This window comes from Novosphingobium sp. YAF33 (assembly GCF_052113265.1).
Lineage (GTDB): Bacteria > Pseudomonadota > Alphaproteobacteria > Sphingomonadales > Sphingomonadaceae > Novosphingobium.
Genome location: NZ_JBFRCW010000005.1, coordinates 304,897 through 318,709, shown reverse-complemented (window position 1 = coordinate 318,709; position 13,813 = coordinate 304,897). Strand labels below are relative to the sequence as shown.

The 13,813-nt window shown below is 63.6% G+C and carries 10 protein-coding genes; 8 read left to right on the top strand and 2 right to left on the bottom strand.

The genetic code is table 11. From position 1 onward, the window contains the following. Positions 1 to 71: 71 nt before the first annotated feature. Entirely contained in the window at positions 72 to 2,591 is a 2,520-nt protein-coding gene (locus AB4Z00_RS12455; protein ID WP_442046175.1) for a TonB-dependent receptor, read from the bottom strand. 231 nt (positions 2,592 to 2,822) lie between these two features. Here AB4Z00_RS12455 and AB4Z00_RS12450 point away from each other — a divergent pair, with 231 nt between their 5' ends. Together AB4Z00_RS12450 and AB4Z00_RS12445 are read left to right on the top strand one after the other, a co-directional pair. Further along, a complete protein-coding gene (locus tag AB4Z00_RS12450; RefSeq protein WP_431567510.1) occupies positions 2,823 to 3,377 on the top strand; it encodes a TetR/AcrR family transcriptional regulator in 555 nt (184 codons plus the stop codon). Between the two features lie 108 nt (positions 3,378 to 3,485). Continuing rightward, the gene (locus tag AB4Z00_RS12445; RefSeq protein ID WP_442046174.1) at positions 3,486 to 3,893 is read left to right on the top strand and encodes a GFA family protein; all 408 of its coding nucleotides are present in this window, start codon (positions 3,486 to 3,488) and stop codon (positions 3,891 to 3,893) included. Positions 3,894 to 4,037: 144 nt separating this feature from the next. Here the strand turns inward: AB4Z00_RS12445 and AB4Z00_RS12440 are convergent, their stop codons facing one another. Next, positions 4,038 to 4,682, bottom strand: coding sequence for a response regulator (locus tag AB4Z00_RS12440; RefSeq protein WP_442046173.1), 645 nt, complete (start codon positions 4,680 to 4,682; stop codon positions 4,038 to 4,040). Between the two features lie 354 nt (positions 4,683 to 5,036). On the opposite strand from AB4Z00_RS12440, the gene AB4Z00_RS12435 reads away from it, so the two are divergent. The 6 genes from AB4Z00_RS12435 (at position 5,037) to AB4Z00_RS12410 (ending at position 13,780) form a co-directional block, all read left to right on the top strand. After that, positions 5,037 to 6,434 (top strand): DUF1254 domain-containing protein, encoded by a 1,398-nt coding sequence (locus tag AB4Z00_RS12435; protein WP_442046172.1) that lies wholly within the window; start codon positions 5,037 to 5,039, stop codon positions 6,432 to 6,434. Continuing rightward, complete coding sequence (locus AB4Z00_RS12430) at positions 6,431 to 7,831, top strand: DUF1254 domain-containing protein (protein ID WP_442046171.1); 1,401 nt, start codon at positions 6,431 to 6,433, stop codon at positions 7,829 to 7,831. The genes AB4Z00_RS12435 and AB4Z00_RS12430 overlap by 4 nt, the downstream gene beginning before the upstream one ends. Positions 7,832 to 7,987: 156 nt before the next feature. Then, a complete protein-coding gene (locus AB4Z00_RS12425; protein ID WP_442046170.1) occupies positions 7,988 to 8,848 on the top strand; it encodes a hypothetical protein in 861 nt (286 codons plus the stop codon). A 115-nt stretch (positions 8,849 to 8,963) separates the two neighbouring features. Next, positions 8,964 to 10,478 (top strand): arylsulfatase, encoded by a 1,515-nt coding sequence (locus AB4Z00_RS12420; RefSeq protein WP_134094441.1) that lies wholly within the window; start codon positions 8,964 to 8,966, stop codon positions 10,476 to 10,478. Positions 10,479 to 10,548: 70 nt separating this feature from the next. Further along, positions 10,549 to 11,220: a GAP family protein gene (locus tag AB4Z00_RS12415; protein WP_134094440.1), complete on the top strand. Its 672-nt coding sequence runs from the start codon at positions 10,549 to 10,551 to the stop codon at positions 11,218 to 11,220. Between the two features lie 145 nt (positions 11,221 to 11,365). Next, positions 11,366 to 13,780: a glycoside hydrolase family 2 TIM barrel-domain containing protein gene (locus AB4Z00_RS12410; protein ID WP_442046169.1), complete on the top strand. Its 2,415-nt coding sequence runs from the start codon at positions 11,366 to 11,368 to the stop codon at positions 13,778 to 13,780. Positions 13,781 to 13,813: the final 33 nt, after the last annotated feature.

Genomic DNA, 13,813 nt, shown 5'->3' with positions numbered 1-13,813 from the left:
GGTTCGAAAGGAAAAAGAAGGGCGGCGCAGTCTGGAGGTAGAGTCATGAAAACGCGCCGCCCTCCACCGGACTAGAAGCTGTACCGGAGACGCGCGCCGTACGTTTGCGGCTCGCCCAGGTTCGCCACCTCGAACCCGGCCACTGCGAACAGGCCCGGGGTGAAGGTGTAGTAACGCTCCTTCGTCACGTTGGTCATGAAGAGCGACAAGTCGACCGGCGACCCGGCGATCCGGCGCCAATCGAAATTCAGGTTGAGCAGGTCGATAGGGGCAAGCACGCCGATGTCCCGCCCGCCGTTGGCGGCGATGCTGGCGGCATCGCGCGCGGCGTAATTGACCCGCTGCTTGCCGGTGTGGCTGTACGTCGCGCCCACCGAAACAGCGCCCACGCCCTCGCCCAGTGGCAGCATGTAGTTCGCCGTCAGGACCACCTTGTGCTTGGGCGCCAGCGCCAGCTGGTCTCCGGGCAGCACGGTGGAGGAGACGATGTAGGGGTCTGTCGGGGGCAGCTGCGGAAGATCGACCGACTTGATCCTGGTATTGAGGTAGGCGTAGCTCGCGTTGAGCGACAGGCCGTCGAACGGATTGAGGCCCGCTTCCACTTCCACGCCATAGATGCGCGAGCGGCCCGCGTTCACCGGGCCTGCCGTGGCGGATACGCCGCCGTTGACGGCGGGATTGTCCGCGAAGCCGACCTGAAGCTGCTGATCGGAGAAATCGTTGTAGAACGCAGCGACGTTGAAGTTGCCTCTCACCGGGCCGCGGAAGCTGGACTTCAGGCCGATCTCGTAAGCATCGACTTTTTCGGGACGGAATACCGAGAAGGCGACCGGCGCGTCTGACTTGATGCCGCCCGTGCGGTAACCGCGCGCGTACTTGGCGTAGAGCAGCAGGTCTTCCACCGGCTTGAAATCCAGCCCGACCAGCCAAGTCGGCGCCGAGGATTTCTGCGAAAGCTGCAGCGCGCAATCGGGAAGGCTGGTGTTACCCCGCGTGCAACTGGCGGTCGGCGGTCCGACCGGCACCGGGAAAGTGGGGAACAGGTAGCTGATCTGCGCGGTGTCGCTCTGCTGCCGATCCCAGGTGTAGCGGATGCCTGCGGTCAGCTTGAGCTGATCGGTCAGCGCATAATTGGCCTGCGCATATGTGCCGATGCTGCGCGTGGTAAGGCGGCCCACGGTGTAGTTGACGCTGCCGGCCTGGATCGGCGGAATGATCCCCGCCACCACCAGCGGCGTCACGTTCGGATTGAGGTTCGCCAGGAAGCCGAGAATGTCCGTACACTGCAACTGCGCGATATCCGTGCAGTTGATCGTGTTGGGAGACTGCGATCCGGTCAGGCTCAGCGGCGCCGATCGCTCGTAGTAGACGCCGGCCTGCCAGGTGAGCCGCCCATCGCCCGAATTGCCCTGCAACTGGAATTCTTCGGTGAAGGTCGATTGATTGCTGAGCCCCTTTGCATTGGGCGCCGGGATCACGGTTGCGAAGTTGAACGGCACGCTGGGCAGGAAGCCGGGGATCGCCGGGGTGGAGAACTGGGTGCCGAACAGCGCGGAGCGCAGCGTCTGCTTCAACTGGGCATAGCTGGCGATGTTCTTGACCGTCAGGTGGTCCGATGCCTGCCATGTGGTCGTATTGATGACCTGCCAGGTCTCGGTCTTGGACTTGGCACCCTCCACATCGCTTCGCGCCGTATAGAAGCCCTCGGCCTTGCCCTCGGCATCCGCAAGCTGGGCGCAGGCGAAATCGCCAAGCGCAACGCCGGGGTTGCAGGCGATCAGTTTCTGGAGCGGACCGCTCGTGTCCGACTTGGTGTAGGAGGCGATCATGTAGTTTTCGAGGTTCGGAGTCAGGTCCGCCACGATGCTGGCGCGGGCCGCCAGATAGTCGATGTCGTTGAAGCGGGATGGCCCGATGCCGCTGGTGTTGCGCAGCCAGCCGTCCCGCTTCTGCCGGTCCACGCCCAGCCTCACCCGGAAGGTTTCCGCCACGGGGATGTTGACCACGGTCTGCAAACGCCGCTGGTCGTAATTGCCCAGAGTGCCCTCGACATAGCCCTCGAAAGCGGAAGTGGGCTTTTGCGGCACGAGCAGCACCGCACCGCCGGTGGTGTTGCGGCCGAAGAGCGTTCCCTGCGGCCCTTTCAGCACCTGCACGTTCTGCAGATCGAAGAAGCTGCCCGGCCCCGCGCCGTCTCCTGATGGAATGCTGGGACTGCCGCCGCGCGGCGCCACCACATCCGCGAAATAGTTGCCTACCGACGGCGCGGTGCCAATATCCTGAACGAAGCCGCGAATGGCGAAGGTGGAATTCTCGCTGCCGAAACTGGTATTCGCTGACAGGGAGGGCGTGAGTTTGGCCAGGTCCTCCGCATTGACGATATTGGCCCGGGAGATCTCCTGCTGATTGAAAACGGTGATCGAGATGGGAACGTCCTGCAAACGCTCCTCCACCCGGCGGGCAGTGACGATGATATCTGCATTCGCGGTGGAGACGTTCCGGCCCGCGGCCTCCTGAGCGCCGGCCTTGGGTGCCAGCACCGAGGCGAGCGAAGTGGAAGCTATCAATGCGAAATAGCGCTTCTTTGTCATCAGTGATCCCATCCCGTTTTGTATTTTATCGGTGTGCTCACCAGTCTCGGCCGGTCTCGTCCCTTCTGGAATCTGCATTTTCCCGGGCGGCCATGCGCCGCGGATCGTGCCGCTGCGACGTCAATCGAAACGTCCCATCGGAAATTCCCGAAGTTCCCTTTCTCTCCCCACATGAGTCGTCTATGCGACTCATTGTCGCTTTGCGACTACTGGTCGCATAACGAGGTGCGAATGACGTCGTCAACCCGGAAAGACCCACGCCTGGCCCGCACGGACGAGGCGCTGGAACAGGCGCTGCTGACTCTCTTGATTCAAAGTCCGTTCGACCAGATCACGATCGTCGAAATCTGTCGGACAGCCGGAATTCACAAGGCAACATTCTTTCGCCGATACGAAAGCAAAGAAGCACTTCTGGATCAGATCGCGCGGGAGCAAATCGACCGGCTTGTCGCCATGACATTGCCGGTCGGTCATAATTTAGCCGGTTTTACAGCGCTTTGCCTCTACGTCGAAGAACGTAGCGCATTGTGGACAGCTCTGCTGAACGGGGGCGCGGCGGGCGCGATGCGCGAGGAACTGCTTGCCGTGTCCCGCGCGCTGGTCAGCAAGGGCGGGCTGAGCGAAACCCGGCTGCCTGCCGATCTGGCGGCGGTCTGCACGGTGACATTGATCGTGGAGACGATTTCGTGGTGGCTTCACCAGCCCGAAGCCGAGCGCCTCAGCCCCGCCACGCTCGCCGAGATGCTTCTGGACATGGTGGCGGCGCTTTCCCAACCCCGGAAATGAGCGGGAGTTGGCAGAGTGCCGGGAGAATCCTCGGGAATCGCCTTCTCCGGCATGCTCTGACACATTACGCCGTGCCTTTCGAACTCCCGACCGAATGGAGAGACAGCGATGACGTCAGTGACATCCGGTTCCTGTCAATGCGGCGCGGTCCGGTTCGCCATCCACGGGCCTTTCGAGAACTTCTATCTCTGCCACTGCAGTCGCTGCCGAAAGGACACGGGATCAGCGCATGCGTCGAACCTGTTTTCGTCAAAGGCAACAATAGTGTGGCATGGAGGAAGCGATCGGATCGCGCACTATCGCATTCCCGAGACGCGCCATGCCAGGAGCTTCTGCGCGATCTGCGGATCCGGCCTGCCGAACGTCCAGATGGACGGCGCCTTGCTCGTAGTGCCCGCGGGGTGCCTCGATGACGAGATCGTCATCTCCCCGGATGCCCATATCTGCCTCTCCAGCCGGGCAAGCTGGGAGGACCGGATGGCCGATGTTCCAAGACTGGCCGGCCTGCCGGAGTAGCCGCCACCCTCGCCCCTCTGCACGAACCGGGATGATGGCTCGGGAATGTCGCCGATGCTGTAGCGGGGGGCGCCCGGGACAATCCGGACACCTCCTCGCTGCGCCGAAATCGCGACGCCGATCAAGCCATTGATTTTCGTATTTCTATATCGAAACCAGGTTGTTCCTGACCGCGTATCGAACCAGCTGGGATACCGAAACGAAGTTCAGCTTGTTCATCGCAGCTGCGCGGTGGGTTTCGACGGTCTTGGCGCTCACACCCAGGATATGGGCGACTTGCTTGTTCATCTGACCTTCGGCGACGAGCTGGACCACCTGCCGCTCGCGGCAGGTCAGTGTCTGCTGCCGGAGATTTACAGGCTGGAAGAGCTTTTCCGCCACGAATTCGGACATGGATGAGGAAATATAGGCCTTCCCGAGCTGAACGTTGCGGGCCGCGGCAACGAGTTGATCGAAGCTGTCGGTCTTGAGCACGATCGCGCGCACGCCGGCGCCGATGTAGTCCATCACCAGATCGTCGGTGATGAACGATGTAAACAATATGATGTTCAGCGCCGGCAATCTTTCCCGCAGGCATCGCGACAGATCGATACCGTTGAGCGAGGGCAGAGTGTGATCCAGGATCACCAGATCGGGCTGAACCGTTGCCGCCAAATTCAGGGCTTCCCGGCCGTCCGCTGCATCGGCGACAACCTTCCATTGCTCCTTGCGTTCAAGCAGAGTCTTCACGCCTAAACGAAAAACTTCCTGCTGATCGACGACCATCACGCTCGATAGCTTCGTCGCCATAATCCACCTCGTCATATCGCGAGTTGCAAAACTAGGGATGATTATTGGCGACCCCGATTCTCTAGGGATATTACCTAGGAGAGTGGAGTAAGGTTTCTCTATCCGGAAAAACCCCGATAGCTGGTTGTCTTTGATGTACAAGGTAAAGATTGCAGGCAAAGGACGGATTTAGAGAAAATGGCTATCGGCATCGAAACCGATGAGCCGCCTCCCTGTCCTCGCCCCACTGCGTGACCGCGAAGTTCCACGAATATCAGGGCCAGGCCCCGGATACCGCCGGAATTTGCAAGGGTCTTCCCGGATACAATGCCGAACCGTTCCCAATAGGCTGGCGTTTTCCAATGGAGCGCAGGCATGTCAGAAAACAATGTCGCGTCGCGCAAGGCTCTCGGCGAGCCGGCCGCGGCTTACTCGCCGAAGGAAATCGCTCGGCGAACCGTCTATCGCCGCGCGGTCGAGGCGGTGATCTGGGGCATGCCCGCGGTGAATTTCGACCTGATGCTCCAGGCCTTCATCGCGGCAGGCGGCGCGGCGAACCAGGTGGCCTATTGGTCCAGACTGCTCGATGACAAAAACCAGACCCTGACGCCGAACCCCGACACGATCTACCTCAACCCCTTCTACGACACGCGGGATGGGCCGATGGTGCTGGAAATTCCGCCGGCCGAAGGCGGATCGATCACCGGCAGCGTAGACGATTGCTGGCAGAATGCGATCGAGGATGTCGGCCCGGCGGGGTTCGACAAGGGCAAGGGCGGCAAATACCTGATCCTGCCGCCGGATCATGAAGGCACCGTGCCCGAAGGCTATATCGCGCTCCGCTCGGATACCTATCAGGGCTTCGCCATACTTCGCTCCAACGTCAAGAGCAGCGGCGAGGCGGATGTCGCCAGGGCCGTTGCCTATGGGCGGCGCATCCGCTTCCATCCGCTGGCAGACGCAGGAAACCCGCCGGAGACCCGGTTCGTCGACCTGGCGGGCATCCCCTTCGACGCCACGGTCCCCTATGACGCCCGGTTCTTCCATTCGCTCGCCCGCATAGTGGATCGGGAACCCTGGCTCACGCGCGACAAGGCGATGATCGATCCGCTCCGCTCGCTGGGCATTGCCAAGGGCGCCGTCTTCGCGCCGGGCGCCGACACCGCCGACCTGCTCGACAAAGCCGCCGACGAGGCGCTGGCCTGCCTGGACGGGCTTTACGAGGCCGCGTTCGATCCGCCCTTCTACACCGGCGGGCGATGGTCCCTGCCTGCGCTGAAGGAAGTCGTGGAGGGCATGCCCAGCTTTTTCGCCGACCCCGATTCCTATCCGGTCGACGGCCGGGGCGTGACGTATTCGATGGCCTATTTCAGCGCCAAGCATCTCGGCGCCGGGCAGTTCTATCTCATGGCGATCCGCGACCGGGATGGCCGGCCGCTGGACGGCGAGGCGCATTACACACTGCGAGTACCGGCAGACGCCCCGGTCGATCTCTACTGGTCGGCCACCGCCTACGACCGTGAGACCCATGCGCTCATCCGGGGCGTGCCGCGCGCCAGCCGCGCCTCGAGCAGCCACGGCATCGGCAGCAATGCCGATGGATCGGTCACCTTGTTCTTCGGCCCCGAGGCGCCCGCAGGCAAGGAGGCCAACTGGGTCCCCACCCGGCCCGGCCGCGGCTTCGAAGTGCTGTTCCGTCTCTATGGCCCGCAAAAGCGGTTCTTCGAAAAGACATGGGTGCTGCCCGACATCGAAAAGGTATCCGGACGATGAGCAAGATCCCGGACGGCTACACCGCCACGGAAACCCGCATCGGCGCGCTCTCGCTCGACCGCCAGGGATTGCCGGACCAGGCGGCGATCGACACGCTCTATGCCCAGCGCGATTTCCAGCGCGCCTGCCAATGCTATCTCTGGGCGCTGCCGATCGTCAGCTATGCCCAGTGGCAGAACCAGCATGAGACCGTGTTCGGCGCGAAGGACGGCGATGTCGTCCAATATGTCTCGGTGCGCGACAAGCTCGGGCTGATCACGGCCAACGCCACCACGCCTTATGTCCTGGGCTTTGCCGATACCGCGAAGACCGGTCCCTTGATCGTGGACTTTCCGGCCGGGGAAACGGCGGGCGGCGCCGGCGATTTCTGGGAGCATTCCAGCAGCGATTTCGGCCTGACCGGCCCCGACAAGGGCAAGGGCGGCCGCTACCTCCTGCTCGGTCCGGGCCAGGAAGCGCCTGCCGGCGTGGAAGCCGATTTCGTCGTCCGGAGCCAGACGTTCAACGTTTTCCATGCCTTCCGCATCCTCACCACCGACCCTGTCGAGGCGGACCGCATCCTGCACGCCTATCAGGTCTATCCGGCCAGCGAGGCCGCAAACCCGCGCAAGACCCGCATCGTCACGCCCGATGGCCGGCCCTGGAGCGGCACCCAGCCTACCGGCATGGCCTATTGGCAGCGTCTGCACGAAATCCTGCAGGTGGAGCCGGTGAAGGAGGAAGACCGGCTGTTCATGGCGATGCTCAAGCCGCTGGGCATCGAGAAGGACAAGCCCTTCCATCCCGCGGCCGATCAGGTCCGCGCCCTCACGGACGGAGCGCAGATCGGCCAGCTGATGGCGATGGCCAATTCGTTCGACAAGCGCTTCGAAAACGCGCGCTATGCCGGGCATTGGGACCGCGCGGTGAACGTCGGCATGAGCCAGCAGGCCGAGTTCTATTCGCAGCTGGATGAGCGCGCCTCGTGGTTCTACGAGGCGGTGGGCCTGTCGGAAGGGATGACCACTCACACGCCGGGCGAGGGCCAGGCCTATCTTTCCGCCTATCGCGACGCCCAGGGCCAGTGGTTCGATGGCGGCAAGGCCTATTCGCTGCGCGTTCCCCCGGAAGTGCCCGCCGGCCAGTGGTGGTCGGTCGCGCTCTACGATATCGAGACGCGCTGCTTCATCGACACGAAATACGACAAGGCCGAAATCGGATCGCGCAGCCATCTGGCCGCCGACCCGGACGGTTCGGTCACCCTGGTCTTCGCGCCCGAGCCGCCGACCGGGGCTCCCGAAAGCAACTGGATCCCCACCGCCCCCGGCCGCGCCTGGTTCGCCTATTTCCGGCTCTACGCACCGCTGCAGCCCTATTTCGACGCCAGCTGGAAGCTGCCGGACATCACCGCGTCGTGACGCCGGGCGCGGCACATGTCTTGGGAAAATATCCCTTCGATCTGGAGTGTTCTCCCGATACCCGGTCGCCGCGGCCGCTGCGCACTCTTCTCGGCATCCCGCACGGATCCCGTGGATCGATCATGAGGCAGAGATGAAAATGCTCCTGCGCAAGCAATGACTCTGCTCAGTGCCCTGAAGCTGGCCCTGGTCGCCAGCATCTTCCTGAGCGTTCTGGCCCTGGCGCTGCGCGCGCGGGCGGACGATGTGTTCTATCTCTTCCGCGAATGGCGGCTGGGTCTGCGGGCGTTCATCGCGATGTTCGTGGTGGTGCCCGCGGTGGCCATCTTCATCGCCTATGCCTTCGAGCTGAAACCGGCGGTGGAAATCGCCCTCATCGCGCTCGCGTTCTCGCCGGTGCCCCCGCTGCTGCCGAAAAAGCAGATCAAGGCCGGAGGCGCCGCGTCCTACACCACGGGCCTGATGGTGGGCGCCTCGCTCGCCTCGCTTGTCGCCGCGCCGGTAGGCATCGCGCTGGCGGGCCACATCTTCGGCATCGAGACTCATGTTTCGGTGGCCGGCATCGTCAAGACGCTGGGAATGCTCATCGCCGTGCCGCTGGCGCTGGGGCTTCTCGCCCAGCGCCTGTTCGGAGAGAGTGCCCGCAGCTTCGCCCCCACGCTCGGGCATTTCGCCGTGCTGCTGCTGGCCGCCTGCGCGCTCGTACTGCTCTTTGTCATTGCCCCGGCGCTCTGGGCCGTGATCGGCAACGGGACGATCGTGGCGATCGTTGCCATGATTCTGGCCGGACTGGCAGCGGGCTACCTTTTGGCCGGACCCACACCGGAAGACAGGGCAGCCCTCTCGCTCGCCGCCGCAGCGCGCCATCCGGGCATCGCCATGGGCATCGCGGCAGTGAACTTCCCTGACGAGAAGCTCGCACCTGCCGCTATCCTGCTGTTCTTCATCCTGAGCGCCGTGCTCTCCATGCCCCTGCTGCACCTGCTGGGAAAAGCCACCGCAAAGCCCTCCGCCTGAACGGCCGGCATCGGCAATGTCCCTGACCGAACTCCCGGATAATCCGGATCGGCCCTCTCCATCTCGGCCGCTAGATTGCACGTCCAACGTCCCAAGTTCACAACGGAGATACAAAATGTCCAAGCGGCCCAATATCCTGGTGATCTGGGGAGACGACATCGGCTGGCAGAATGTCAGCGCCTATGGTCTCGGCACGATGGGCTACACCACGCCCAATATCGACAGCATCGGCTATGAGGGCATCCGTTTCACCGATCACTACGCCCAGCAGTCCTGCACCGCCGGGCGCGCGGCTTTCATCACGGGACAATATCCGATCCGTTCGGGCATGGTCACCGTGGGCCAGCCCGGCGATCCGCTGGGCCTCCAACCGGCTTCGCCCTGCCTGGCCGAAGTCTTGAAGGAAGCCGGCTATCGCACCGGCCATTTCGGCAAGAGTCACCTGGGCGATCGCAACGAGCATTTGCCCACCAACCACGGGTTCGAGGAATTCTTCGGCAACCTCTACCACCTCAATGTCTCCGAGGAGGACGAGCAGCGGGACTACCAGAACTTCGCCAAGGCCTATTCCGGCAGCCTTGAGGAATACGAAAAGAAGTTCGGCGCCCGCGGCGTGATTCACAGCTTTGCCACGGACACGGAAGATCCCACCGAGGATCCGCGCTTCGGCAAAGTGGGCAAGCAGAAGATAGAGGACACCGGCCCGCTCCACCAGGAACGCATGCATGACGTGGATGCGGCCGAGTTCATCCCCAAGGCGCTGGACTTCATGAAGAACGCCCAGGCCGAGGACAAGCCCTTCTTCGTCTGGCTGAACACCAGCCGCATGCACCTCTATACCCGCCTCAACGACAAGTGGCGCTATGCGGCGGAGAAATATACCTCGGAAGCCGACCTTCACGGCTCGGGAATGCTCCAACACGACCACGATGTGGGGCTGGTGCTGGACTTCCTGAAGGAGCAGGGCCTCGATGAAGACACCATCGTCTGGTATTCTACCGACAACGGTCCCGAGCATTCCTCTTGGCCCCACGGCGCGACCACGCCCTGGCGCGGCGAGAAGATGACCACCTACGAAGGCGGCGTGCGCGTGATCTCCATGCTGAAATGGCCCGGCATGATCGAGCCGCTCCAGCTCAAGAACGGCATCCAGGCGCACCAGGACATGTTCACCACACTGGCCGCCGCGGCCGGCGTGGAAGACGTCAACGACAAGGTCCTTGCGGAAAAGAACCAGTATATCGACGGCGTGAACAACCTCGACTACTGGCTCGGCAAGGCGGAGGATTCCTCGCGCAACCACATCTTCCACTACAACGAATCCAAGCTCACGGCGGTGCGCATGGGCCCATGGAAGTGGCACTTCTCGACCGCGGAGGACTATTACGGAAACATCGTCGGCCGCAGCAAGCCGCTGGTGTTCAACATCCGGATGGACCCCTTCGAAAGCTACGACAACAGCGACTCCTACGGCCACCTGATCCAGAAAGTCTCATGGCAGACAAGCCCGATGGGCGAGATGATGAAGGACCACCTGATGACGCTGGCGAAATATCCGCCAGTACAGGGCGGCAAGAGCTTCGACATGTCGAACGTGGTCGAACAGTTCATGAGCAAGGGACGCGACTGACGGTACGGGGTCGGGCCTGGCGACAGGCCCGTTTCCCTCCTGAAGGCTCTGTCCGGACGAAAGGCGGGGGATGCTGGAGGCAGCCGGAGAACTTTTGCCGCTTGCAGTGGGAATCTCGATCAGCCCGCTGCCCATCATCGCCTTGATCGTGCTGCTGATGTCCCCACAGGCAGGCCGTTCCACGCCTGCCTTTCTGCTGGGCTGGATCGCTTCCATCTCCACGGCCCTGCTGGTCTTCGCCTATTTGTCCAAACTTGGTTTCGGCAGCGGCGGGGCCGGTAATATCGCTGCCATCGTCAAGCTGGCGCTGGGCGCGGGGCTGCTCTACCTGGCCGTACGGGAATGGCGGGCGCGGCCCAAGCCGGGTGAGACGGCCACCCTGCCCCACTGGCTGGAAGCGGTGAAGGACATGCGCCCGCTTTCGGCAGGCCTGCTCGGTTTCGGCATCTATGCCGCCAATCCCAAGAATCTGACTATGGGCATTGCTTCCGGCGTCGCCTTCGGCAGCGCCCATCTGCCGCCGGGCCCGGCGATTGCCGTGGCCGCGATCTTCGTGCTCACCGCGGCGAGCACCATCCTTGTTCCGGTCGTCGCCTTCTGGTCCGCGCGGCAGCGTGTCCAACCCTGGCTCGACGAAATGCGCGAATGGCTCACCCAGCACAATACGGCGGTCATGGCGGTGCTGCTGCTCGTCGTGAGCGCCATGATGCTGGGCAAGGGCATCGCGGCTCTAACCTCCTAGAGCACCCAGGCCAGCGATTAACGCTACCTCGACTGCCCTCCTCCAATGGCACGGTCAAGCCCTCCATTGCCGCATGATGAAACCATATTGCAAATAGCGGGATTTCATTTAGGCCAAGGGGGAATAAGCTACGGCAGGAGAGGACATGCGGGTGCGCAAGACGGGCAGCAGGGCGATATTCTATGCGCTGACGACAGCCTTGGCGTCGATCGGCGCAGCTCAGGCCGCGCCGCGTGCGGTCACCCCACTCCCCGATGGCTGGCGCTTCATCCAGGCCGATCCGGAAGGCGCGGAAACGACCACGCTGGACGATTCGTCCTGGCGGGTCGTCAGCGTTCCGCATGACTGGGCCATTGCCGGTCCGTTCGATCCCAATGCCAAGGCCGCAGGCGAGAACGGCTTCCTGCCGAGCGGCGTCGCCTGGTATCGCAGGACGCTGGATCTGCAGCCGCGGCCCGGACGACACTATTTCATGGAATTCGACGGCATCATGGAGCGCAGCGGCGTCTGGGTGAACGGCCACCATGTCGGCTATCGCCCGATGGGCTATGTCAGCCAGCGCTACGACATAACCCGCCATCTGCGCACGGATGGACCCAACGTGATCGCCGCGCGGTCCGACACCTCCGCCGCCCCCTCGTCGCGCTGGTACACCGGGTCGGGCATCTACCGCCACGTCCGCCTGATCGAGACGGATGACGTGCATATCCCGCAGGGCGGCCTCTATGTGCGCGCGGCGGCGATCGGCGATGACCAGGCAACGATCGAAGCCACCGCCGAAGTGCAGAACGACAGCCCGGCCGCGGCCGGGGTGAAGGTCGAACTGCTGCTGACCGACCCCGACGGGCACGAAGTCGCACGGACCGTCACTCCGGCCACCAGCATCGCCGCCGGGCGGACCAGTATCCTGCCGGTCCGGATCGCCCTGTCCCGTCCGCGCCGGTGGGACACGAAAGATCCCGCGCTCTATCGCGCCGCCGTCCGCGTGCTCTCCGCCGACGGCACGCTGCTGGACAATGAGGATGTCCGCTTCGGCATACGCGAAGCCCGGTTCGATCCCGCAACCGGCTTCTGGCTGAACGGCCGCAACTTCAAGCTGAAAGGCGTGGCGCTGCATCATGACGGCGGCGCGGTGGGGGCCGCCGTGCCGCTTGCCGTGTGGCGCCAGCGGCTGACCACGCTCAAGGCCGAGGGTGTCAACGCGATCCGCACTGCCCATAACGTGCCCAGCCCCGAATTCCTCGACCTGGCCGACGAGCTGGGGCTGATCGTGATGGACGAGCTGTTCGACCAGTGGAACGTCGCCAAGACGCCGGAGGACTATCACCTCTTCTTCGGAGACTGGCACAAGCGCGATACGCTGGACATGGTGCGCAGAGACCGCAACCACCCCAGCATCGTGCTGTGGAGCGCCGGCAACGAGATCCATGACACCGCCTATCCGGTGCAGGCGAAGGCAGCGCTGCGCAGTATCCTCGACATCGTCCATGCCGCCGATCCCTCGCGCCCGGTAACGATGGCGCTGTTCCGCCCGAACGTGACGAAGGACTATGACAACGGCCTGGCCGACATGCTGGATGTGGTGGGCCAGAACTACCGCGAAAACGAGCTGATCGCGGCCAGCAAGCAGAATCCGAAGCGCAGCATCGTCGGCACCGAGAACGCCCATAACCGCAGCAACTGGGTGCCCGTGCGGGACTACGCGCCCTTCTCCGGCATGTTCCTCTGGACCGGCGTGGACTATCTGGGCGAGGCGAACCGGTCCGGCTGGCCCAATATCCAGAACCCGGCCGGGCTGCTTGATCGCACCGGGCGGCAGAAGATCAGCGGCATGGAGCGCGAAAGCTGGTGGTCCGACCGGCCGGTGGTGCATGTCGTGCGCAATGCCGATCCGGCGGCGGCTGGCCCGTCTACCGATGGTGCGGGCGGTCCGAACCAGCCTGTCCTGCCCACCATGATCGCCGTCGCGACGCCCAAGCCCAAAGTCGCGCTGTTCGACGACTGGACGCCGCAGGATCGCACGCCGCATGACGAAACGATCGAGGTCTACAGCAATTGCCGGCAGGTCGAGGCCTTCCTCAACGGCCATTCACTTGGCACACTGCCGATCAATGCCGATGCTTCTCCGCGGCGCTGGGCCGTGCGCTATGCGCCGGGCGAAGTGCGGGCCACCTGCCGCGATGCCGGCAGCGCGGCCGTATCCGACAGTTTGCGGACAGCGGGCAAGCCGGTTCGCATCGCGTTGACGCCGGATACGCCGACCGTCGGCTCCACGTTTGACGACATGGTCTACGTTCGCGCGCGGGTTGTCGATGCGAACGGCGTCACCGTGCCTTCCGCCGCCCAGCGCCTGCATTTCGCGGTCAAAGGCAAAGGGCAGCTGATCGCAACCGACAACGGCTCCTCGGTCGATCATACGCCCTTCCCTTCACCCGACCGCACGGCACAGGACGGCCTGGCCGTCGCTCTGGTGCGAGGTGCGGGCCGAGGCCGCTTCACCGTGACCGCCACGGCAGAGGGCCTGAAAGGCGGCTCCGTCGATCTGTCCGCAACCGAATGACGACGGGATAAAGGCGAACAGCTCTGCCCTCGG